This window comes from Pseudomonas sp. OV546, assembly GCF_900116845.1.
Lineage (GTDB): Bacteria > Pseudomonadota > Gammaproteobacteria > Pseudomonadales > Pseudomonadaceae > Aquipseudomonas > Aquipseudomonas petroselini.
Genome location: NZ_FPCE01000006.1, coordinates 154,490 through 172,701 on the forward strand (window position 1 = coordinate 154,490; position 18,212 = coordinate 172,701).

Consider the following 18,212-nt stretch of genomic DNA (forward strand, 5'->3'; position numbering starts at 1 on the left):
TCGGGAATCTTCCATGCGTCTGTGTAAATTCTTCTTTGTAGGCTGCTTGTCGTTGGTCAGCCTGGCGAGTCATGCCGAAACCCTCAATGGCCTTTATCAAGTACTCGAACCCGTCAGCAGCCAATCGCCGCAAGAGCGCGACCAAGCCACCCAGCGTGCCGTGCAGACCCTGGTGATCCGCCTGACCGGCGACGCCAAGGCCGCCGATGGCCCGGGCCTGGCGGCGGTTCGCAAGGACCCGCAACAAATCATCAGCCAATACGGCTACGACGCCGGCCCGCCGGAAAGCCTGCAAGTGGATTTCGACCCGGTGAGCACTGATCGCGTCCTGCGTGAAGCGGGCCTGTCGATCTGGGGCAGCAATCGGCCATCGATCCTCGGCTGGTGGCTGAACGACTCCACCGAAGGCAGCAGCCTGGTGGGCGATGGCCAGACCGTGGCCCAGGCGCTGCGTCGTGCGGCACAACACCGTGGCCTGCCGCTGCGCCTGCCGCTGGGTGACTTGGATGAGCAGGTGGTCGCCACCGCACCGAATCTGGAAAGTGCTGACGCCACACCTTTGCGTGCCGCTTCCGAGCGTTACGGCGCCGACGCCTTGCTGGCTGTGCATGCTCGCCAGGAAGGGAGTCAATGGCAAGCCAAATGGCGTTTGTGGTTGGGCGACAAGAGCGAGCAGGGCACCGCCCAAGGGGCCGACACCGGCGCCGTGGCGGATGCGGTGATGCTGGCGGTCAGCCAGAAGCTGGCGCCACGTTTTGCGGTCAAGCCGGGTGTGAGCACGGAACAACTGCTCGAAGTGCAAGGCATGACCCTGGAGCGCTATGCAGCGCTGGGCCATCTGCTGGAGCCTTTTGGCGGCCAACCACAGTTAGTGGATGGCAATCGCATTGTGTATCGCGTCAACGGCAGTGCCGATCAGTTGCGCACCCAGTTGAGCTTGGCCAAGTTGCAGGAGATTCCCGCAGGCGAGGCGCCGGCCCAGCAACCCGTGACAGATGGCACGCAGCCTGCGGTAGCACCTGAGCCTCAGGCGCAGCTGCGTTTTCGTTGGTAGAAGTTTTCTTCTTTATATAGGTGGAGTGGTATATGGCGGATACGCGTCGTTGGGTGTGGCTTGGCGGGGTCGTCCTGCTGTGCGTTTTTGTCTTCTTGCTGCATTCGATCCTGACGCCGTTCCTGGTCGCGTTGCTGCTGGCCTACCTGTTCGATCCGGTGGTGGATCGCTTGGAGAAGGCCGGGCTGTCGCGGACCTGGGGGGTGGTGGCGGTGTTCGCGCTGTTTACCTTGATTATCACGGCGTTGGTGTTGGTGCTGGTGCCGATGTTGGCCAAGCAACTGTTCCGCTTGTATGAATTGGCGCCGCAGATGCTCGATTGGCTGCAGCACACGGCCATGCCGTGGGCCCAGGCTAAGTTAGGCCTGGCGGATGGCTTCTGGAAGTTCGACAAGGTCAAGGCGGCCATCAGCGAGCACATGGGGCAGACCACCGATATCGTCGGTGTCATTCTCAGTCAGGCAACCGCATCCAGCCTGGCGCTGATTGGCTGGTTGACCAACCTGGTGCTGATCCCGGTGGTCGCGTTCTACCTGCTGCGCGACTGGGACATCATGATGGCCAAGATCCGCAGCCTGCTGCCGCGCAACCGTGAGGAGCGAATCGTCTCGCTCGCCGAGGAATGCCATGAGGTGCTCGGTGCATTCGTGCGTGGGCAGTTGCTGGTGATGCTGGCCCTGGGGATCATCTACGCGGCCGGCTTGATGGCCATCGGCCTGGAACTGGGCCTGTTGATCGGTCTGATCGCCGGCCTCGCCGCGATCGTGCCGTACATGGGCTTTGTGATCGGTATCGGTGCGGCACTGGTGGCCGGGCTGTTCCAGTTTGGCGGTGACCTTTATCCGATGCTGGGCATTGTGGCGGTGTTCATGGTCGGCCAGGCCCTGGAAGGCATGGTGCTGACGCCGTTGCTGGTAGGCGATCGGATTGGCCTGCACCCGGTGGCGGTGATCTTTGCGATCCTGGCGGGCGGGGAGCTGTTCGGCTTTACCGGCATCCTGCTGGCGCTGCCGGTGGCGGCGGTGATCATGGTGCTGGTGCGCCATGTGCATGATCTGTACAAGGATTCGGAGGTGTATACAGGGGTCGAAGACCCCGAACTGTAACCGCTTCTTTGCAAACCCGGCCCAGGCCGGGTTTGTTGTTTCTGGAGCGGCGGCGTCAAACAATCTGCGTAAATCCAACAAGTTAACGCAAACCTTTGATTTTGCTTGGGGTCTGTTGCATTGTGCGCCCGGCGTCACGGGTATAAACTTTGCAAACTTTACACAGAGGCCACTAACGGTTCGTTTGGAGCCGTTCAGTCAGCATGAAACCGATTCAGCTGCCCTTGGGTGTGCGTCTGCGTGATGACGCCACCTTTATCAACTACTACCCAGGCGCCAATGCCGCTGCACTCGGCTATGTCGAGCGGCTTTGCGAAGCCGACGCCGGGTGGACCGAAAGCCTGATCTATCTGTGGGGCAAGCACGGCGTAGGGCGTACCCACCTGTTGCAGGCCGCTTGCCTGCGTTTCGAGCAGATGGGTGAGCCGGCGGTTTACTTGCCTCTGGCTGAGTTGATGGACCGTGGCATCGGCATCTTCGACCACCTCGAGCAATACGAGCTGGTATGCCTGGACGATCTGCAAGCGATCGCCGGCAAGGCCGATTGGGAAGAAGCGCTGTTTCACTTATTCAACCGCTTGCGGGACAGCGGTCGGCGCCTGCTGATTGCGGCGTCCAGCTCGCCACGTGAGCTGCCGATCAAGCTGGCCGACCTCAAGTCACGGCTGACCTTGGCACTGATCTTCCAAATGCGCCCGCTGTCCGACGAAGATAAGTTGCGTGCCTTGCAACTGCGCGCCTCCCGTCGCGGCCTGCACCTCACCGACGAGGTCGGGCATTTTATCCTCACCCGTGGCACGCGCAGCATGAGCGCGTTGTTCGACTTGCTCGAACAGCTCGACCAGGCTTCTTTGCAAGCTCAACGAAAATTGACGATCCCTTTTCTCAAGGAAACGTTGGGCTGGTAACTCGTTGAATTTACGGGTTTCGCCAGTTTTCAGGCGCCAGGAAACCTGCGTTTGAGCCGCGTTGGCTACGCATTTGAACCGATAAATGGAATTACGGCTTAGATGTCATAGTCCAATCGCGAAGTCACATAGATCACGATTGAATTTGCAAATCGATGTGATAGTGGGCATAGTCTCGACTTCTTTACATATCAGCCACGGTCGTGCCCATGCTAAATCGCTTCGCACCCCTCGTGCCTCTCGCACTCGTTACCCTGTTGTTTGGTTGCGCCTCCCACCCTCAGCAGGTGGCGGAACAGCAAAAACCACAGGTTCAAAATCAGGCAAAGTTCGTTGCTGCACAGTCTGCTTCTGTTTACGAAGAAGAAATGGCAACCGAAAAAGAGCTGGCCAACTTCGCCGGCAGCAAGCCTTATCAGCTTCCTGTGCTGGCCGACAGCATCCTCGAACGCGGCATGTCCCTGATCGGTACCCGTTACCGTTTCGGTGGTACCTCTGAAGCCGGTTTCGACTGCAGCGGCTTCATCGGTTACCTGTTTCGCGAAGAAGCTGGCATGAACCTGCCGCGTTCTACCCGCGAAATGATCAACGTGAATGCACCGTTGGTCGCACGCAACAACCTCAAGCCCGGTGATCTGCTTTTCTTCAGTACAGCTGGCCGTGGTCGAGTGAGCCATGCCGGTATCTACCTGGGCGATAACCAGTTTATCCACTCCAGCAGCCGTCGCAGTGGCGGTGTTCGAGTCGACAACCTGGGTGACAGCTACTGGAGCAAAACCTTCATCGAAGCCAAGCGCGCACTCGCCATGGCCCCGACTACGGTTACCGCTAGCAAGTAAACTTAAAGTGATACTTGAAGTTTGACGTGTAAGCGCTAGAATCCCTGGACATTGTTGTAATCCGTTCGCGCGAGCTTTGCTTGCGCGTTCTGGTTTTCAGCGTTCGGCAGCGAAAGCCGCATCCAGACCAGGATTGTTCTGCACATGTCGACCTCGGCCCGCCTGATTCTTATTGTTTGCGCCGCGCTGCTCAGCGCCTGCGCAAGCCGTCCACCGCCGCCCGCGCCTGTCGCGGTGAAACCTAAGCCGGTGTTCAACTACTCCACCCAGAATTTCTCGCCTGCGGCCGAAGACGTGCTTTTCCGTGCGCTTGGCCTGGTCGGCACGCCGTACCGTTGGGGGGGGAATACCCCGGACTCGGGGTTTGATTGCAGCGGCCTGATTGGGTTTGTCTTCCGTGATGCTGCCGGGATCTCCTTGCCGCGTACCACCCGTGAACTGATTGTGATGCGCGCCCAGGATGTCAGCGAGCAAAACCTGCAGACCGGCGACCTCTTGTTCTTCGCCACCGGTGGCGGTTCCCAGGTCAGCCATGCCGGGATCTACGTGGGGGAGGGCCGCTTTGTGCACGCGCCGCAAACCGGCGGTACGGTGAAGCTGGATACCCTGTCCAAGGCGTATTGGCAGAATGCCTACCTGAGCGCCAAACGCGTGTTGCCGGCGAATCTGGCGCGTAATCCCTGAATTAAACCCAGGCCCAAAGGTGGGCTTGCTGTGGTGAGCAGGCTTGCCCTGCGCTGGGCTGCGAAGCGGCCCCACCGGATCCTCAGTGAACCCGGCGGGGGACTAGTCGAATCTTCGCGCCTCCCCTAATCACAGCAAACCCCCTCCCACATTGGCTTTGCGGTGTTTATTTAGCCGCCGACACGCGCCACACCTTATTTCCCACGTCATCGGCCACCAGCAAATCCCCCTGCTGATCAATCACCACACCTACCGGCCGGCCCATGGCTTTCTCATCCTTGTCGAGGAACCCGGTCAGCACGTCCACCGGCTGTCCTTTGGGCTGCCCACCTTCGAACGGCACGAAGATCACCTTGTAGCCACTGTGCGGCTTGCGGTTCCACGAACCATGCTGGCCGATGAACGCGCCGTGGCTGAATTGCGCTGGAAGCTTGCTGCCCTCTGCGAATGTCAGGCCTAACGACGCCGTATGGGGGCCTACCGCGTAATCCGGTGCAATCGCTTTGGCCACCAGGTCGAGATTCTGTGGGTTGACGCGCACGTCTACATGCTGGCCGTAGTAGCTGAACGGCCAGCCATAGAAGGCGCCATCCTTGACCGAGGTGATGTAGTCCGGCACCAGGTCGCTGCCGATCTCATCGCGCTCGTTGACCGCTGTCCACAGCTTGCCGGTCTGCGGTTCCCAGGCCATGCCGTTGGGGTTGCGCAGGCCGGAGGCGAAAATGCGGTGCTGGCCGCTGGCGCGGTCCACTTCCCAGATCGCCGCACGGCCCTGTTCCGCTTCAAGGCCGTTTTCCCCCACGTTGCTGTTGGAACCGACACTCACGTACAGCTTGCTGCCATCCTTGCTGGCCACCACGTTTTTCGTCCAGTGGTGGTTCAACGGCCCGCCTGGCAGGTCGACCACCTTAGTACCGGCTTGCTTGATCGCGGTTTCGCCCGGTTGATAGGCAAAGTGCAACAGCTTGTCCGAGTCCGCCACGTACAGGTCGTTGCCGACCAGTGTCATGCCAAAGGGCGAATTAAGATTTTCCAGGAATACCGTGCGGGTTTCCGCGACGCCGTCGTGGTCGGCATCACGCAGCAGTGTGATGCGATTCGGGCTCGGTACCCCGGCGCCGGCGCGGCCCATGACCTTTTCCATGACCCAGCCACGAATGCCTTTGGAATCATCCGGCTTGGGCGGCGCGTTGGTTTCCGCCACCAGCACGTCGCCGTTGGGCAGTACATACAGCCAGCGCGGGTGGTCGAGGCCCTCGGCGAACGCCGCCACCTGAGTGCCGGCAGCGGCGGTTGGCTTCACGCCTTCGGGCCAGCCGATGGCGGGCGCGATATTCACCGTGGGGATCAGGGTTTTGTTCGGTTCCGGCAATTTGGGCGAAGGCCCGGTGCCGTCGGAGACCTGGAGGGTGGAGCTTTCACCGCAGGCGGCGAGGGTGCCGGCGACCATGATGAGTAGGGCAAGTCTGGTTTTATGCATGGTGTTCTCCTTAATACCTGTAAGGGTAGAGGAGGTAGCCGAGGCGTTGGTTCAAGTCCAAGGCCAGCTTTAATTGACGCTCCACCCCCAACCCACTAACCTTCGCGGCTTGTTCCAGGTGCTCCGTGACCCATGGGTCGACGGAGTGAAACAGGGAAGCCGGTGAGTGAGCGCACTTGTACACAGTGCTGCCGCGATTCCGGCGCTGCCCCCGCAACGGTAAATGAGTCAAGACGGTGCCTTTTGCCACTGTATCGCCAGCGATATGGGAAGGCGCACCGTCGGCCTGCCTGCTTGATTAACGCAAGCGCCACTCATGAGCCCGGAGACCGGCCTGAAACATCCAACAGCATCACGGTGGGCGATGCTTGGCTGTCTGTGTTCCTTTTTCCTGCCCGCCGTTTTTGTCCAGCCCCAACGGAGAGCTGCCATGACCGATTCCCCCGAACGCGACGAACGCCATCTGGCGCGCATGCTGCGCAAAAAAGCCGTGATCGACGAACGCATCGCCAATTCCCCCAACGAATGCGGTTTGCTGCTGGTATTGACCGGCAACGGCAAAGGCAAGAGCAGCTCCGCGTTCGGCATGCTGGCGCGGGCCATGGGCCACGGCATGCAGTGCGGCGTGGTGCAGTTCATCAAGGGGCGCAACAGCACCGGCGAAGAATTGTTCTTCCGCCGCTTCCCCGAGCAAGTGCGCTTCCATGTGATGGGCGAAGGCTTCACCTGGGAAACCCAGGACCGTCAGCGCGACATCGCCGCCGCCGAAGCCGCCTGGGCGGTTTCCCGTGAATTGCTGCAAGACCCGACCATCGGCCTGGTGGTGCTGGACGAATTGAACATCGCCCTCAAGCACGGCTACCTCGACCTGGACCAGGTCCTCAGCGACCTGCAAGCCCGCCCGCCGATGCAACACGTGGTGGTCACCGGCCGTGGCGCCAAGCCTGAGCTGATCGAAATGGGCGACACCGTCACCGAAATGGGCATGCTCAAACACGCGTTCCAGGCCGGTATCAAGGCACAGAAGGGCGTCGAACTTTGAATCAGCCCCGTCATTGCCCGGCCGTATTGATCGCCGCACCGGCGTCCGGCCAGGGCAAAACCACCGTCACCGCCGCACTGGCCCGTTTGCACCGCAACCTGGGGCGCAAGGTGCGCGTGTTCAAATGCGGCCCGGACTTCCTCGACCCGATGATCCACGAACGTGCCAGCGGTGCGCCGGTGTATCAATTGGACATGTGGATGGTCGGCGAGCAGGAAAGTCGCCGTTTGCTGTGGGAAGCGGCAGGGGAGGCGGACCTGATCCTCATCGAAGGTGTGATGGGCCTGTTCGACGGTACACCCTCGAGCGCCGACCTGGCGCGGCACTTCGGCGTGCCGGTGCTGGGTGTGATCGACGGCACCGCGATGGCGCAGACGTTCGGCGCGCTGGCGTTGGGCTTGGCGCGTTATCAGCCGGACCTGCCGTTCGCGGGCGTGCTGGCCAACCGCGTCGGCACCCTGCGGCATGCGCAATTGCTTGAAGGCAGCCTCACCGAAGGCTTGCGCTGGTACGGCGCATTGTCCCGCGAGACCGGTATCGAATTACCCAGCCGGCACCTCGGCCTGGTGCAGGCCAGTGAACTGAATGACCTCGATGTGCGCCTGGACGCCGCTGCGCAAGCGCTGGGCAGCAGTTGCGAAGTGGCCTTGCCGCCACCCGTGACCTTTGCCGCGCCGCAAGTGATCCACGCTGAGCCGTTGCTCAATGGCGTGCGCATCGCTGTGGCCCGCGACGAAGCCTTTGCCTTTACCTACGGCGCCAGCCTCGACCTGCTACGTGCGATGGGGGCCGAGTTGAGCTTCTTCTCGCCGATCCACGATCGCGAATTGCCTGACGCCGACAGTCTCTATCTGCCGGGTGGTTACCCGGAGTTGCATCATCAGGCGCTGTCGGAAAATACCTCGATGCTCGACGCCATCCGTGCCCATCACGTGGCCGGCAAACCCTTGCTTGCCGAGTGCGGCGGCATGCTCTACCTGCTCGACTCGCTGACTGACGTCGAAGGCACCCGTGCCAAACTGCTCGGCCTGCTGCAGGGCGATGCCGTGATGCAAAAGAAACTGGCGGCCCTGGCGCTGCAAAGTGTCGAATTGCCGGAAGGCACCCTGCGCGGCCATACCTATCATCACTCCCTGACCAGCACCGAGTGGCAACCGATTGCCCGTGGCCTGAGCCCCAACGGTGGGCGCGGGGCCGAGGCGGTGTATCGGCAGGGACGGATGACGGCTTCCTACGTGCATTTTTATTTCCCGTCGAATCCGGCCGCGGTGGCCGCCTTGTTTGCGCCGGACCTTGAGACCGCCATCGCAGGCAAGCCAGCTCCCACCGCGACAGTGTTCACAGATCAACCTGTGGGAGGGGCGGTGCGAGGATTCGACTTGCCCGCGAAGAGGCCATGACCGACAACGCCTTCCCCGAGGCCGACCGCCAGGCCGTCTACCGTGCCATCGCCGAACGCCGCGACATGCGCCACTTCAGCGGCGGCACTGTCGCCCCCGAATTGCTCCACCGCCTGCTGCAGGCTGCACACCAGGCCCCCAGCGTTGGCCTGATGCAGCCCTGGCGCTTTATTCGCGTCAGCGACCGCGTGTTACGTAGCCAGATTCAACAGTTGGTGGAGGAAGAGCGCGTGCGCACTGCCGAGGCCTTGGGCGAACGTTCCGACGCGTTCATGAAGCTCAAGGTCGAAGGTATTCACGATTGCGCCGAAGTCTTGGTGGCGGCGTTGATGGACGATCGCGAGCGGCACATCTTCGGCCGGCGTACCTTGCCGGAAATGGACATGGCGTCGTTGTCCTGTGCAATCCAGAACCTGTGGCTGGCGGCCCGCGTCGAAGGCCTGGGCATGGGCTGGGTGTCGCTGTTCGAGCCTCAGGCCTTGGCCGATCTGCTGGGTTTGCCGCCCGGCGCGAAACCCTTGGCCGTGCTGTGCCTGGGGCCAGTGGACGCGTTCTACCCGGCACCGATGTTGCAGCTCGAAGGCTGGACCGAACCTCGGCCATTGAGTGACATGTTGTATGAGAATGTGTGGGGAGTGAGTCAATGAGTGTGGCCTTGCTGTGTGTCGCTGCCGTGGCGCTGGACGCGCTGCTGGGTGAACCGAGGCGCTGGCATCCGCTGGTGGCGTTCGGCAATTTCGCCGGGCGCATCGAGCAACGTTTCAACAGCGGCGGTCGCGGCTGGCGCAGCCATGGCGTGACCGCGTGGGTGATCGCCGTGGTGCCGTTGACGCTGCTGGCCACCGCCTTGTCGTGGGCGCCGTATATCGGTTGGGTCCTGGAGATCCTGGCGTTGTACTGCGCACTCGGCATGCGCAGCCTCGGCGAACATGTTATGCCCGTGGCCCAGGCCCTGCGCAGCGATGACCTGGAGGAAGCGCGCAAGCGTGTGAGCTACCTGGTCAGTCGCCAGACCAGTGAGCTGGACCGCACCGAAGTCGCCCGCGCCGCCACCGAGTCGGTGCTGGAAAACGGCAGCGATGCGGTATTCGCCGCGATTTTCTGGTTTGTGGTCGCTGGCGTGCCGGGCGTAGTGCTTTACCGCCTGAGCAACACCCTGGATGCCATGTGGGGCTATCGCAACGAGCGCTTTGAACGTTTCGGCTGGGCGGCGGCAAAAATCGACGATGTGTTGAACTACATTCCCGCGCGCCTGGTGGCGTTGACCTACGCCGTACTCGGCAAAACCCGACTGGCGCTTCAATGCTGGCGCACTCAAGGCCCGACGTGGGACAGCCCCAACGCCGGTCCGGTGATGGCTGCCGGTGCCGGCGCCCTGGGCGTGGAGCTGGGCGGCGCGGCGATCTATCACGGTGAAGTGCACCAGCGCCCGCCATTGGGCGAAGGCCCGGCGGCGGATGCCGATTCCATCGACCGGGGCTGGCAACTGGTGCAGCGCGGCGTATGGTTGTGGCTGCTGATCCTATGTGCGGGGGCGCAATTCTATGCTTGAACACGGTGGCCGGCTGCGCAAGGCAGCGATTCAGTACGGGATAGCCGAAGCCAATTGGCTTGACCTGTCCAGCGGCCTCGCGCCCTGGCCCTGGCCGATTCCCGAGATCCCCTTGCGCGCCTGGGCGCGCCTGCCGGAAACCGACGACGGCCTGGAGCAGGCTGCCGGCGAGTATTACGGCGCTGCGCACTTATTGCCGGTGCCGGGCTCCCAGGCGGCCATCCAGTTGCTGCCACGCCTGCGCCGTGCCGGCAAGGTCGGGGTGTTGTCGCCGTGCTATGCCGAACACGCCGAAGCCTGGCGCCGTGCCGGTTACGTGGTGCGCGAAGTGCAGGAGCAGGAGGTCGACTTCTTTCTCGATAGCCTCGACGTGCTGGTGGTGGTCAATCCCAACAATCCCACTGGCCTGAGCCTCACCCCGCAACGCTTGCTGGACTGGCATTCGCGGCTGGCCCGGCGCGGCGGCTGGCTGGTGGTGGACGAAGCCTTCATGGACGTCACCCCGCAACTGAGCCTGGCGGGCCAGGCGCATCAAGTCGGCCTGATTGTGCTGCGCTCGTTCGGTAAATTCTTCGGCCTGGCCGGCGTGCGACTGGGCTTTGTATTGGCCGAACGCAAGCTGCTCAAGCTGCTCGCCGAACAGGTCGGGCCTTGGGCCGTCAGCGGCCCGACGCGGGTGCTGGGCCAAGTGTGCCTGCGCGACACCGCCGGGCAGGCGCGGCAACGCGTGCGTTGCATCGAGGCGGGACAGCGCTTGTTCGCCTTGCTTGAGCGCCACGGCTTTCAACCCCAGGGCGGCTGCGCCTTATTCCAATGGCTGATCACGCCCCACGCCGAACGCCTGTACGAATTCATGGCCCAGCGCGGCATCCTGCTGCGCCTGTTTGTTCACGACAGTAGCCTGCGTTTTGGCTTGCCCGGCACTGAGGTCGACTGGCTGCGCCTCGACGAGGCCCTGGCCGCCTATAAGGAAACTGCATGAGTACGCTGATGGTGCAAGGCACCACCTCCGACGCCGGCAAAAGTACCTTGGTGACGGCGCTGTGCCGCTGGCTGATACGCCAGGGCGTGGCGGTCGCGCCGTTCAAACCGCAGAACATGGCGCTCAACAGCGCGGTGACGGCCGAAGGCGGCGAGATCGGTCGCGCCCAGGCGGTGCAGGCCCAGGCCGCCAACCTGGCGCCGCACACCGATATGAACCCGGTGCTGCTCAAGCCCAACAGCGACACCGGCTCCCAAGTGATCATCCATGGCCGCGCCGTGACCAGCATGAACGCGGTGGCCTATCACGACTACAAAGCCATTGCGATGCAAGCGGTGCTGGCCTCCCACGCACGGTTGAGCGAGGCCTACCCGGTGGTGATGGTAGAAGGCGCAGGCTCTCCGGCGGAGATCAACCTGCGCGCCAATGACATCGCCAACATGGGCTTCGCCGAGGCGGTGGATTGCCCGGTGCTGCTGATCGCCGACATCAATCGCGGCGGTGTTTTTGCCCACCTGGTCGGCACCCTGGAATTGCTGTCGCCCACGGAACAGGCGCGGGTCAAAGGGTTCATCATCAACCGTTTTCGCGGCGACATTGCATTGCTGCAACCGGGATTGGATTGGCTGGAAGCACGCACCGGCAAACCGGTGGTGGGCGTATTGCCTTACGTGATGGACCTGCACCTGGAAGCCGAAGACGGCATCGACCGGCGTCAGATCGACAAGGCGGCGCAGGTGCTCAAGGTGGTGGTGCCGGTGTTGCCGCGTATCAGCAACCACACGGATTTCGATCCGCTGCGCCTGCATCCCCAAGTGGATCTGCAGTTCGTCGGCCCAGGCCAGCCGATTCCTGCCGCCGACCTGATCATCCTGCCAGGCTCAAAAAGCGTGCGCAGTGACCTGGCCTATCTGCGCGCCAACGGCTGGGAAACCGCCGTGGCACGGCACTTGCGCTATGGCGGCAAGGTGCTCGGTATTTGCGGCGGTTTGCAGATGCTCGGCGAGCAGGTGCATGACCCGCTGGGCCTCGAAGGGCCCGCCGGTTCCAGCGATGGCCTGGGGTTGCTGGCGTTCAGCACCACGCTGGAAGAAGAGAAGCAGCTGCGCAACGTGCGCGGGCGTTTGTTGCTCGAGGATGCGCAGGTCAGCGGGTATGAGATCCATGCGGGCGTGACGACCGGCGATGGCCTGTCGAATGCTGCGGTGTTGTTGGATGACGGGCGCAGCGATGGCGCCCAGAGTGCGGATGGGCAGATCCTTGGCACTTACCTGCACGGTTTGTTCGAAACGGCGGCGGCGTGCAGTGCTTTGCTGCGTTGGGCGGGGTTGGAGGATGTGCAGGCAGTGGACTATCACGCCTTGCGCGAGCGTGATATTGAGCGTCTGGCTGACTTGGTGGAAAACCATTTGGATACTGAACTGTTACGTGAGCTATGTGGGATTTGACGGTGTGCACGCGATTCCAGTGTGGGAGCGGGCTTGCCTGCGATAGCGGCGTGATAGCCGACCCCTATTTAACTGATGCCCCACGTTCCAAATGTGGGAGTGGGCTTGCCCGCGAAGGCGTTGGGTCGGTGTACATATCCATTCCTGTGGTAACGGCTGCTGGTGGTTCCGCTCTTACAGCGGGTCACTTTTGGAAGGACCCAAAAGTAACCAAAAGGTCCTCGCCCCACCACTCGGCACCTCGCCTAGGCTCGGCATGCCCTCACTCCGGCTTTGGAGCGTGGGCCGCCGCGATGGGCCATCCTTGGCCCAGCGCGGCTAACCCGGCGTCCTGCCGGGTTACCCACGCTCCAAAGCCTGCGTTCGGCCAGCGTGGTTTTACGGGGCGCCTGAGATCAAAATCAAAAGCCAGATCAAACGCGGATCTGCTTTTCTGTGGGAGCGGGCTTGCCCGCGAAGGCGGCCTGACAGCCGACCACCCTTTACCTGATGCCCCCCACTCCAAATGTGGGAGTGGGCTTGCCCGCGAAGGCGGCCTGACAGCCGACCCCTATTTACCTGATGCCCCCCACTCCAAATGTGGGAGTGGGCTTGCCCGCGATGGCGGCCCGACGGCCGACCCCTATTTACTTGATGCCCCACACTCCAAATGTGGGAGCGGGCTTGCCCGCAAAGGCGGCCTGAGAGCCGACCCCTATTTACCTGATGCCCCACACTCCAAATGTGGGAGTGGGCTTGCCCGCAAAGGCGGCCCGACGGCCGACCCCTATTTACCTGATGCCCCCCACTCCAAATGTGGGAGTGGGCTTGCCCGCGATGGCGGCCTGACAGCCGACCCCTATTTACCTGATGCCCCCCACTCCAAATGTGGGAGTGGGCTTGCCCGCGATGGCGGCCCGACGGCCGACCACCCTTTACCTGATGCCCCACGCCCCAAATGTGGGAGCGGGCTTGCCCGCGATGGCGGCCTGACAGCCGACCCACTTCAGCCAACCCAAGGTGCCATCCCATGCTTCAACTGATCCTCGGTGGCGCTCGCTCCGGCAAAAGCCGTCTCGCCGAAAGGCTCGCCAGCGACAGTGCCTTGCCCGTCATTTACATTGCCACCAGCCAACCGCTGGATGGCGAGATGAACGCGCGCGTCGCGCTGCATCGCCAACGTCGCCCGGACGATTGGGGCTTGATCGAGGAGCCTGTTGAGCTGGCGCGGGTGCTTCGGGAGAACGCTGCCGTGGGGCAGTGTCTGCTGGTGGACTGCCTGACGCTGTGGCTGACCAATCTGCTGATGATCGAGGACGTCGAACGCTTGGCGCTCGAACGCGAACAACTGCTGGAAACCCTGGCCTCGCTGCCGGGTGAAATCATTTTTGTCAGCAACGAGACCGGTCTGGGTGTCGTGCCGCTGGGCGAATTGACTCGCCGCTATGTGGATGAAGCCGGTTGGCTGCATCAAGCCTTGGCCGAGCGGTGTCAGCGTGTTGTCCTGACCGTTGCCGGCCTGCCCCTGACTTTGAAAGGTACTGCGTTATGACTGACACCTGGTGGCTCAACCCTTGTAAGGCGATCGATGCTCAAGCGTACGAACAAGCCCTGGCGCGCCAGCAACAATTGACCAAGCCGGCTGGTTCCCTCGGTCAGTTGGAGGCGCTGGCAGTGCAATTGGCCGGCCTGCAGGGCCAGGTCAAGCCGTCGGTGGATTCTCTGTGGATCGCCATTTTCGCCGGTGACCATGGCGTGGTTGCGGAAGGCGTGTCGGCGTTTCCCCAGGAAGTCACCGGGCAGATGCTGCAGAACTTTGTCACCGGTGGCGCGGCCATCAGCGTATTGGCGCGGCAGTTGGGTGCGCAGTTGGAAGTGGTCGACCTGGGGACGGTGACGCCGTCGCTGGATCTGCCGGGTGTACGGCACTTGAATATCGGCGCGGGCACGGCCAACTTCGTCAACGGCCCGGCGATGACCGAGGCTCAGGGGCAGCTCGCCCTGCAAGCCGGTCGCGACAGTGCGTGGCGTGCGTTGGCAAACGGGGCGCAACTGTTTATCGGCGGCGAGATGGGCATCGGCAACACCACCGCCGCCAGTGCGCTGGCGTGTGCCTTGCTCGATTGCCCGGTCAGCGACCTCACCGGGCCGGGCACCGGGTTGAATGCCCAGGGTGTCAGCCACAAAGTGGCCGTGATCGAACGCGCGCTGGCGTTGCATGCCGGCCAGCGCGGTAATGCGTTGCAGACCCTGTTCAATCTTGGTGGCTTTGAAATTGCCGCACTGGTGGGTGCGTATCTGGCCTGCGCCCAGGAAGGCATCGTGGTGCTGGTGGATGGGTTCATCTGCACGGTCGCGGCGCTGGTGGCGACACGCGTGAACCCGGCGTGCCGTGAATGGCTGGTGTTTGGCCATCGCGGTGCCGAGCCTGGCCATCGTCATGTGCTGCAGCGTCTGGACGCGCAGCCATTGCTGGAACTGGGTCTGCGCCTGGGTGAGGGCAGCGGTGCTGCGCTGGCGGTGCCGTTGTTGCGCCTGGCCTGCGCGCTGCACGGGCAGATGGCGACCTTCGCCGAAGCCGCCGTGGCAGACCGTCCGGCATGACCTTGCGCCTCGACCTGCTGCGCCACGGCGAAACCGAGATGGGCGGCGGCCTGCGCGGCAGCCTGGATGACGCACTCACCACCAAGGGCTGGGCGCAGATGCGTGCTGCTGTTGTGGCGCAAGGGCCGTGGGACCGCTTGGTCAGTTCGCCACTGCAACGTTGTGCGCGGTTCGCCGAGGCATTGGGCGCTCAACTCAACCTGCCGGTCACGCTGGAAAAGGATCTGCAAGAGCTGCACTTCGGTGCCTGGGAGGGGCAAAGTGCCGCCGCCTTGATGGAGACCGACGCCGAGGGGCTGGGCTTGTTCTGGGCTGATCCCTACAGTTTTACGCCGCCGGAGGGGGAGCCTGTCAGCGACTTTTCCGGTCGGGTTCTGGGCGCTGTCGCACGTTTGCATCAGGCTTACGCCGGTGAGCGTGTGTTGTTGATCAGCCATGGCGGCGTGATGCGCCTGTTACTGGCGCAAGCGCGTGGCTTGCCTCGGGAGCAATTGCTAAACGTGGAGGTTGGCCACGGTGGGCTATTCAGTCTGCAGGTCGCCAACGATGGCGCGCTGAAGGAAGTGGGGTAACCATGCTGCCATTCTGGATCGCCCTGCAATTTCTCAGCAGCCTGCCGATTCGCCTGCCGGGCATGCCGCAGCCTCAGGAGCTGGGCCGCTCGTTGCTGTTTTATCCCGTCGTCGGTGTGTTGTTCGGTGTGCTGTTGTGGGCCCTGAACACTGCATTGATGGGCGCGCCACTGTTGCTGCATGCCGCACTGTTGCTGACGGCCTGGGTGCTGCTCAGTGGCGGCCTGCACCTGGACGGTCTGGCGGACAGCGCCGATGCCTGGCTGGGCGGCTTCGGCGATCGCGAGCGAACGCTCGCGATCATGAAGGACCCGCGCAGCGGGCCGATTGCCGTCGTCACGCTCGGGCTGGTGCTGCTGCTCAAATTCACCGCCTTGGTCGCCTTGATCGAACAGCAGAACGGCGCCGCACTGATCCTGGCCCCGTTGATCGGCCGCACATCGATGCTGGCGCTGTTTCTCACCACGCGCTATGTGCGTGCTGGCGGATTAGGCCAGGCATTGTCGGATCATTTACCGAGGATCGTCGGCCAACAGGTGCTGATCCTCAGTGGGCTGGCGTGCATCCTGATCGGCGGCTTCAGCGGTGGTGTTGCGGTATTGCTCGCGGCGATCTGTTTTATCGGGCTGCGCCAACTGATGGTCAATCGCCTGGGCGGCACCACGGGCGACACCGCGGGCGCCTTGCTGGAGCTGCTGGAAGTCGCGGTATTGGTCGGCTTGGCGCTGTAACACTTTCTTGCATTTCCTTAATCGCGGGTATATACACGTTCCATGCTTGCCTCCCAATGTTTATGTACCAACCTGCGACGTGCCGCCCGTGGCGTCAGCAGGCATTACGACGGCGCCCTTGATGGCTTCGGGATCAACGTCGCCCAGTATTCCTTGCTGTGCAACCTGCAGCGACTCGATCAGCCGAGCATTTCCAACCTGGCCGACGCCATGGGCCTGGATCGCAGCACCTTGGGCCGTAACCTGCGAGTGTTGGAAGGCGAGGGCCTGGTGCAGTTGGTTGAGGGGGATGACTTGCGTAACCGCCTGGTGAAGTTGACCGACGACGGTGAGGCACGACTCGCCGCCGCATTACCTGCCTGGGAGGCGGCGCAGCAGAAATTGATCGATCAACTCGGCGCGGAAAAACGCGAAACCTTGTTGGCCTTGCTGGACGAACTCGCCTGATCGCGGGTTTGTTCGACTATAAGCGGGTATATACCCGCAAGCGGAGAATAAGAAATGACCTCGATGTGGCGCACCAGTGGCTGGATTCTTGTGGGGAGTGCGCTGATCCTGGCGTTGTCGTTGGGCGTGCGACACGGGTTCGGCCTGTTTCTGGCGCCGATGAGCAGCGAGTTCGGCTGGGGCCGTGAAACCTTTGCCTTTGCCATCGCCTTGCAGAACCTTATCTGGGGGCTGGCACAGCCGTTTACCGGCGCCCTGGCCGATCGGTTTGGCGCCACCAAAGCGGTGTTTGTCGGCGGCGTTCTTTACGCGGTGGGCCTGGTGCTGATGGGCATGTCCGATTCGGCGTGGTCGCTGTCCCTCAGTGCCGGCCTGCTGATTGGTATCGGCCTGTCCGGCACCTCGTTCTCGGTGATTCTCGGTGTGGTCGGCCGCGCCGTGGCCCCGGAAAAACGCAGCATGGCCATGGGCATCGCGAGCGCTGCCGGTTCGTTCGGCCAGTTTGCGATGGTGCCGGGCACCTTGGGCTTGATCAGTTGGTTGGGGTGGTCTGCAGCACTGCTGGCGCTGGGCCTCATGGTGGCGCTGATTCTGCCGCTGGTCGCGATGCTCAAGGACCGGCCGTTGCCGGTGATGGCCGGTCAGCAAACCTTGCGTGAAGCGTTGAAGGAAGCCTGTTCCCATTCCGGCTTCTGGCTGTTGGCCTTCGGCTTTTTTGTCTGCGGTTTCCAGGTGGTGTTCATCGGTGTGCATTTGCCGGCCTACCTGGTGGACCAGCACCTGCCAGCCACCGTCGGCACCACGGTGTTGGCGCTGATTGGCCTGTTCAATATCTTCGGCACCTACACCGCCGGCTGGCTCGGTGGGCGCATGTCCAAGCCGCGCTTGCTGACCGGTTTGTACCTGTTGCGTGCGGTGGTGATTGTGCTGTTTCTGTGGGCGCCGGTTACCGAAGTCACGGCCTACCTGTTTGGCATGGCCATGGGCTTCTTGTGGCTGTCCACCGTACCGCTGACCAACGGCACCGTCGCGACACTGTTTGGTGTGCGAAACCTCTCGATGCTCGGTGGGATCGTGTTCCTGTTCCACCAGCTTGGTTCATTCCTGGGCGGCTGGTTGGGCGGGGTGGTCTATGATCGTACCGGTAACTACGATTTGATCTGGCAGGTGGCAATTCTGTTGAGCCTGCTCGCCGCGGCGCTTAACTGGCCGGTGCGCGAGCGGCCGGTGGCACGATTGCAGGCGCAGATGGAGGCAGCATGAGCCTAGCGGTACGCGGTGTGATACTTATCGCAGGGTTGCTCCTGGTGATACTGGCCTGGTGGGGCTGGCAACACGGCGGGCTGGCGTTGATGCAACTGGGTATGTCGATCTGTTAAGTTCG

At 62.6% G+C, this 18,212-nt stretch carries 18 protein-coding genes and 1 riboswitch; of the genes, 17 read left to right on the top strand and 1 reads right to left on the bottom strand.

The window, feature by feature from the left end:
- The first annotated feature begins 13 nt into the window (after nt 1-13).
- The 5 genes from BM403_RS15740 to BM403_RS15760 all read left to right on the top strand — a co-directional run bounded on the left by BM403_RS15740 (nt 14) and on the right by BM403_RS15760 (nt 4,591).
- Entirely contained in the window at nt 14-1,054 is a 1,041-nt protein-coding gene (locus BM403_RS15740; protein ID WP_046036010.1) for a DUF2066 domain-containing protein, read from the top strand.
- A gap of 32 nt (nt 1,055-1,086) precedes the next feature.
- Nucleotides 1,087-2,160, top strand: coding sequence for an AI-2E family transporter (locus BM403_RS15745; protein ID WP_093543672.1), 1,074 nt, complete (start codon nt 1,087-1,089; stop codon nt 2,158-2,160).
- A gap of 203 nt (nt 2,161-2,363) precedes the next feature.
- The gene (gene hda, locus BM403_RS15750) at nt 2,364-3,068 is read left to right on the top strand and encodes a DnaA regulatory inactivator Hda (protein ID WP_015885245.1); all 705 of its coding nucleotides are present in this window, start codon (nt 2,364-2,366) and stop codon (nt 3,066-3,068) included.
- Between the two features lie 209 nt (nt 3,069-3,277).
- A complete protein-coding gene (locus BM403_RS15755; RefSeq protein ID WP_043205719.1) occupies nt 3,278-3,907 on the top strand; it encodes a C40 family peptidase in 630 nt (209 codons plus the stop codon).
- A 144-nt stretch (nt 3,908-4,051) separates the two neighbouring features.
- Nucleotides 4,052-4,591: a C40 family peptidase gene (locus tag BM403_RS15760; RefSeq protein WP_046036011.1), complete on the top strand. Its 540-nt coding sequence runs from the start codon at nt 4,052-4,054 to the stop codon at nt 4,589-4,591.
- A gap of 166 nt (nt 4,592-4,757) precedes the next feature.
- On the opposite strand, the gene BM403_RS15765 is transcribed toward BM403_RS15760, so the two are convergent.
- Nucleotides 4,758-6,071: a PQQ-dependent sugar dehydrogenase gene (locus BM403_RS15765; protein ID WP_093543675.1), complete on the bottom strand. Its 1,314-nt coding sequence runs from the start codon at nt 6,069-6,071 to the stop codon at nt 4,758-4,760.
- A gap of 99 nt (nt 6,072-6,170) precedes the next feature.
- Nucleotides 6,171-6,424: riboswitch (cobalamin riboswitch) on the top strand.
- A gap of 77 nt (nt 6,425-6,501) precedes the next feature.
- Between BM403_RS15765 and cobO the strand changes: the two genes are divergently transcribed.
- The 12 genes from cobO (at nt 6,502) to BM403_RS15830 (ending at nt 18,091) form a co-directional block, all read left to right on the top strand.
- Nucleotides 6,502-7,113 carry a cob(I)yrinic acid a,c-diamide adenosyltransferase gene (gene cobO / locus BM403_RS15770; RefSeq protein ID WP_015885241.1) on the top strand — a complete coding sequence of 204 codons (612 nt, stop codon included), beginning with the start codon at nt 6,502-6,504 and terminating at the stop codon, nt 7,111-7,113.
- Complete coding sequence (locus BM403_RS15775) at nt 7,110-8,513, top strand: cobyrinic acid a,c-diamide synthase CobB (protein WP_093543678.1); 1,404 nt, start codon at nt 7,110-7,112, stop codon at nt 8,511-8,513. The genes cobO and BM403_RS15775 overlap by 4 nt, the downstream gene beginning before the upstream one ends.
- Nucleotides 8,510-9,160 carry a 5,6-dimethylbenzimidazole synthase gene (gene bluB / locus BM403_RS15780; RefSeq protein WP_093543681.1) on the top strand — a complete coding sequence of 217 codons (651 nt, stop codon included), beginning with the start codon at nt 8,510-8,512 and terminating at the stop codon, nt 9,158-9,160. The genes BM403_RS15775 and bluB overlap by 4 nt, the downstream gene beginning before the upstream one ends.
- The gene (gene cbiB / locus BM403_RS15785; RefSeq protein ID WP_046036015.1) at nt 9,157-10,065 is read left to right on the top strand and encodes an adenosylcobinamide-phosphate synthase CbiB; all 909 of its coding nucleotides are present in this window, start codon (nt 9,157-9,159) and stop codon (nt 10,063-10,065) included. Before bluB ends, cbiB begins: the two co-directional genes overlap by 4 nt.
- The gene (cobD, locus tag BM403_RS15790; RefSeq protein ID WP_015885237.1) at nt 10,058-11,047 is read left to right on the top strand and encodes a threonine-phosphate decarboxylase CobD; all 990 of its coding nucleotides are present in this window, start codon (nt 10,058-10,060) and stop codon (nt 11,045-11,047) included. Before cbiB ends, cobD begins: the two co-directional genes overlap by 8 nt.
- Nucleotides 11,044-12,495: a cobyric acid synthase gene (locus BM403_RS15795; RefSeq protein WP_015885236.1), complete on the top strand. Its 1,452-nt coding sequence runs from the start codon at nt 11,044-11,046 to the stop codon at nt 12,493-12,495. The genes cobD and BM403_RS15795 overlap by 4 nt, the downstream gene beginning before the upstream one ends.
- A 1,009-nt stretch (nt 12,496-13,504) precedes the next feature.
- The gene (gene cobU / locus BM403_RS15805; RefSeq protein ID WP_093543685.1) at nt 13,505-14,026 is read left to right on the top strand and encodes a bifunctional adenosylcobinamide kinase/adenosylcobinamide-phosphate guanylyltransferase; all 522 of its coding nucleotides are present in this window, start codon (nt 13,505-13,507) and stop codon (nt 14,024-14,026) included.
- The gene (gene cobT, locus BM403_RS15810) at nt 14,023-15,078 is read left to right on the top strand and encodes a nicotinate-nucleotide--dimethylbenzimidazole phosphoribosyltransferase (protein ID WP_093543686.1); all 1,056 of its coding nucleotides are present in this window, start codon (nt 14,023-14,025) and stop codon (nt 15,076-15,078) included. Before cobU ends, cobT begins: the two co-directional genes overlap by 4 nt.
- Complete coding sequence (gene cobC / locus BM403_RS15815) at nt 15,075-15,650, top strand: alpha-ribazole phosphatase family protein (RefSeq protein WP_015885233.1); 576 nt, start codon at nt 15,075-15,077, stop codon at nt 15,648-15,650. Before cobT ends, cobC begins: the two co-directional genes overlap by 4 nt.
- Before the next feature lie 2 nt (nt 15,651-15,652).
- Complete coding sequence (locus BM403_RS15820) at nt 15,653-16,381, top strand: adenosylcobinamide-GDP ribazoletransferase (protein ID WP_093543688.1); 729 nt, start codon at nt 15,653-15,655, stop codon at nt 16,379-16,381.
- Between the two features lie 42 nt (nt 16,382-16,423).
- On the top strand, nt 16,424-16,828 hold the full coding sequence (locus tag BM403_RS15825; protein ID WP_015885231.1) for a MarR family winged helix-turn-helix transcriptional regulator: 405 nt from the start codon (nt 16,424-16,426) through the stop codon (nt 16,826-16,828).
- A gap of 63 nt (nt 16,829-16,891) precedes the next feature.
- On the top strand, nt 16,892-18,091 hold the full coding sequence (locus tag BM403_RS15830) for an MFS transporter (RefSeq protein WP_175538079.1): 1,200 nt from the start codon (nt 16,892-16,894) through the stop codon (nt 18,089-18,091).
- Nucleotides 18,092-18,212 lie beyond the last annotated feature (121 nt).

What these genes read in the sequence shown, in the direction of transcription:
- BM403_RS15740 (WP_046036010.1), top strand. Translation starts at nt 14, where the DNA reads ATGCGTCTGTGTAAATTCTTCTTTGTAGGCTGCTTGTCGTTGGTCAGC.
- BM403_RS15745 (WP_093543672.1), top strand. Translation starts at nt 1,087, where the DNA reads ATGGCGGATACGCGTCGTTGGGTGTGGCTTGGCGGGGTCGTCCTGCTG.
- hda (WP_015885245.1), top strand. Translation starts at nt 2,364, where the DNA reads ATGAAACCGATTCAGCTGCCCTTGGGTGTGCGTCTGCGTGATGACGCC.
- BM403_RS15755 (WP_043205719.1), top strand. Translation starts at nt 3,278, where the DNA reads ATGCTAAATCGCTTCGCACCCCTCGTGCCTCTCGCACTCGTTACCCTG.
- BM403_RS15760 (WP_046036011.1), top strand. Translation starts at nt 4,052, where the DNA reads ATGTCGACCTCGGCCCGCCTGATTCTTATTGTTTGCGCCGCGCTGCTC.
- BM403_RS15765 (WP_093543675.1), bottom strand. Translation starts at nt 6,071, where the DNA reads ATGCATAAAACCAGACTTGCCCTACTCATCATGGTCGCCGGCACCCTC.
- cobO (WP_015885241.1), top strand. Translation starts at nt 6,502, where the DNA reads ATGACCGATTCCCCCGAACGCGACGAACGCCATCTGGCGCGCATGCTG.
- bluB (WP_093543681.1), top strand. Translation starts at nt 8,510, where the DNA reads ATGACCGACAACGCCTTCCCCGAGGCCGACCGCCAGGCCGTCTACCGT.
- cbiB (WP_046036015.1), top strand. Translation starts at nt 9,157, where the DNA reads ATGAGTGTGGCCTTGCTGTGTGTCGCTGCCGTGGCGCTGGACGCGCTG.
- cobD (WP_015885237.1), top strand. Translation starts at nt 10,058, where the DNA reads ATGCTTGAACACGGTGGCCGGCTGCGCAAGGCAGCGATTCAGTACGGG.
- BM403_RS15795 (WP_015885236.1), top strand. Translation starts at nt 11,044, where the DNA reads ATGAGTACGCTGATGGTGCAAGGCACCACCTCCGACGCCGGCAAAAGT.
- cobU (WP_093543685.1), top strand. Translation starts at nt 13,505, where the DNA reads ATGCTTCAACTGATCCTCGGTGGCGCTCGCTCCGGCAAAAGCCGTCTC.
- cobT (WP_093543686.1), top strand. Translation starts at nt 14,023, where the DNA reads ATGACTGACACCTGGTGGCTCAACCCTTGTAAGGCGATCGATGCTCAA.
- cobC (WP_015885233.1), top strand. Translation starts at nt 15,075, where the DNA reads ATGACCTTGCGCCTCGACCTGCTGCGCCACGGCGAAACCGAGATGGGC.
- BM403_RS15820 (WP_093543688.1), top strand. Translation starts at nt 15,653, where the DNA reads ATGCTGCCATTCTGGATCGCCCTGCAATTTCTCAGCAGCCTGCCGATT.
- BM403_RS15825 (WP_015885231.1), top strand. Translation starts at nt 16,424, where the DNA reads ATGCTTGCCTCCCAATGTTTATGTACCAACCTGCGACGTGCCGCCCGT.
- BM403_RS15830 (WP_175538079.1), top strand. Translation starts at nt 16,892, where the DNA reads ATGTGGCGCACCAGTGGCTGGATTCTTGTGGGGAGTGCGCTGATCCTG.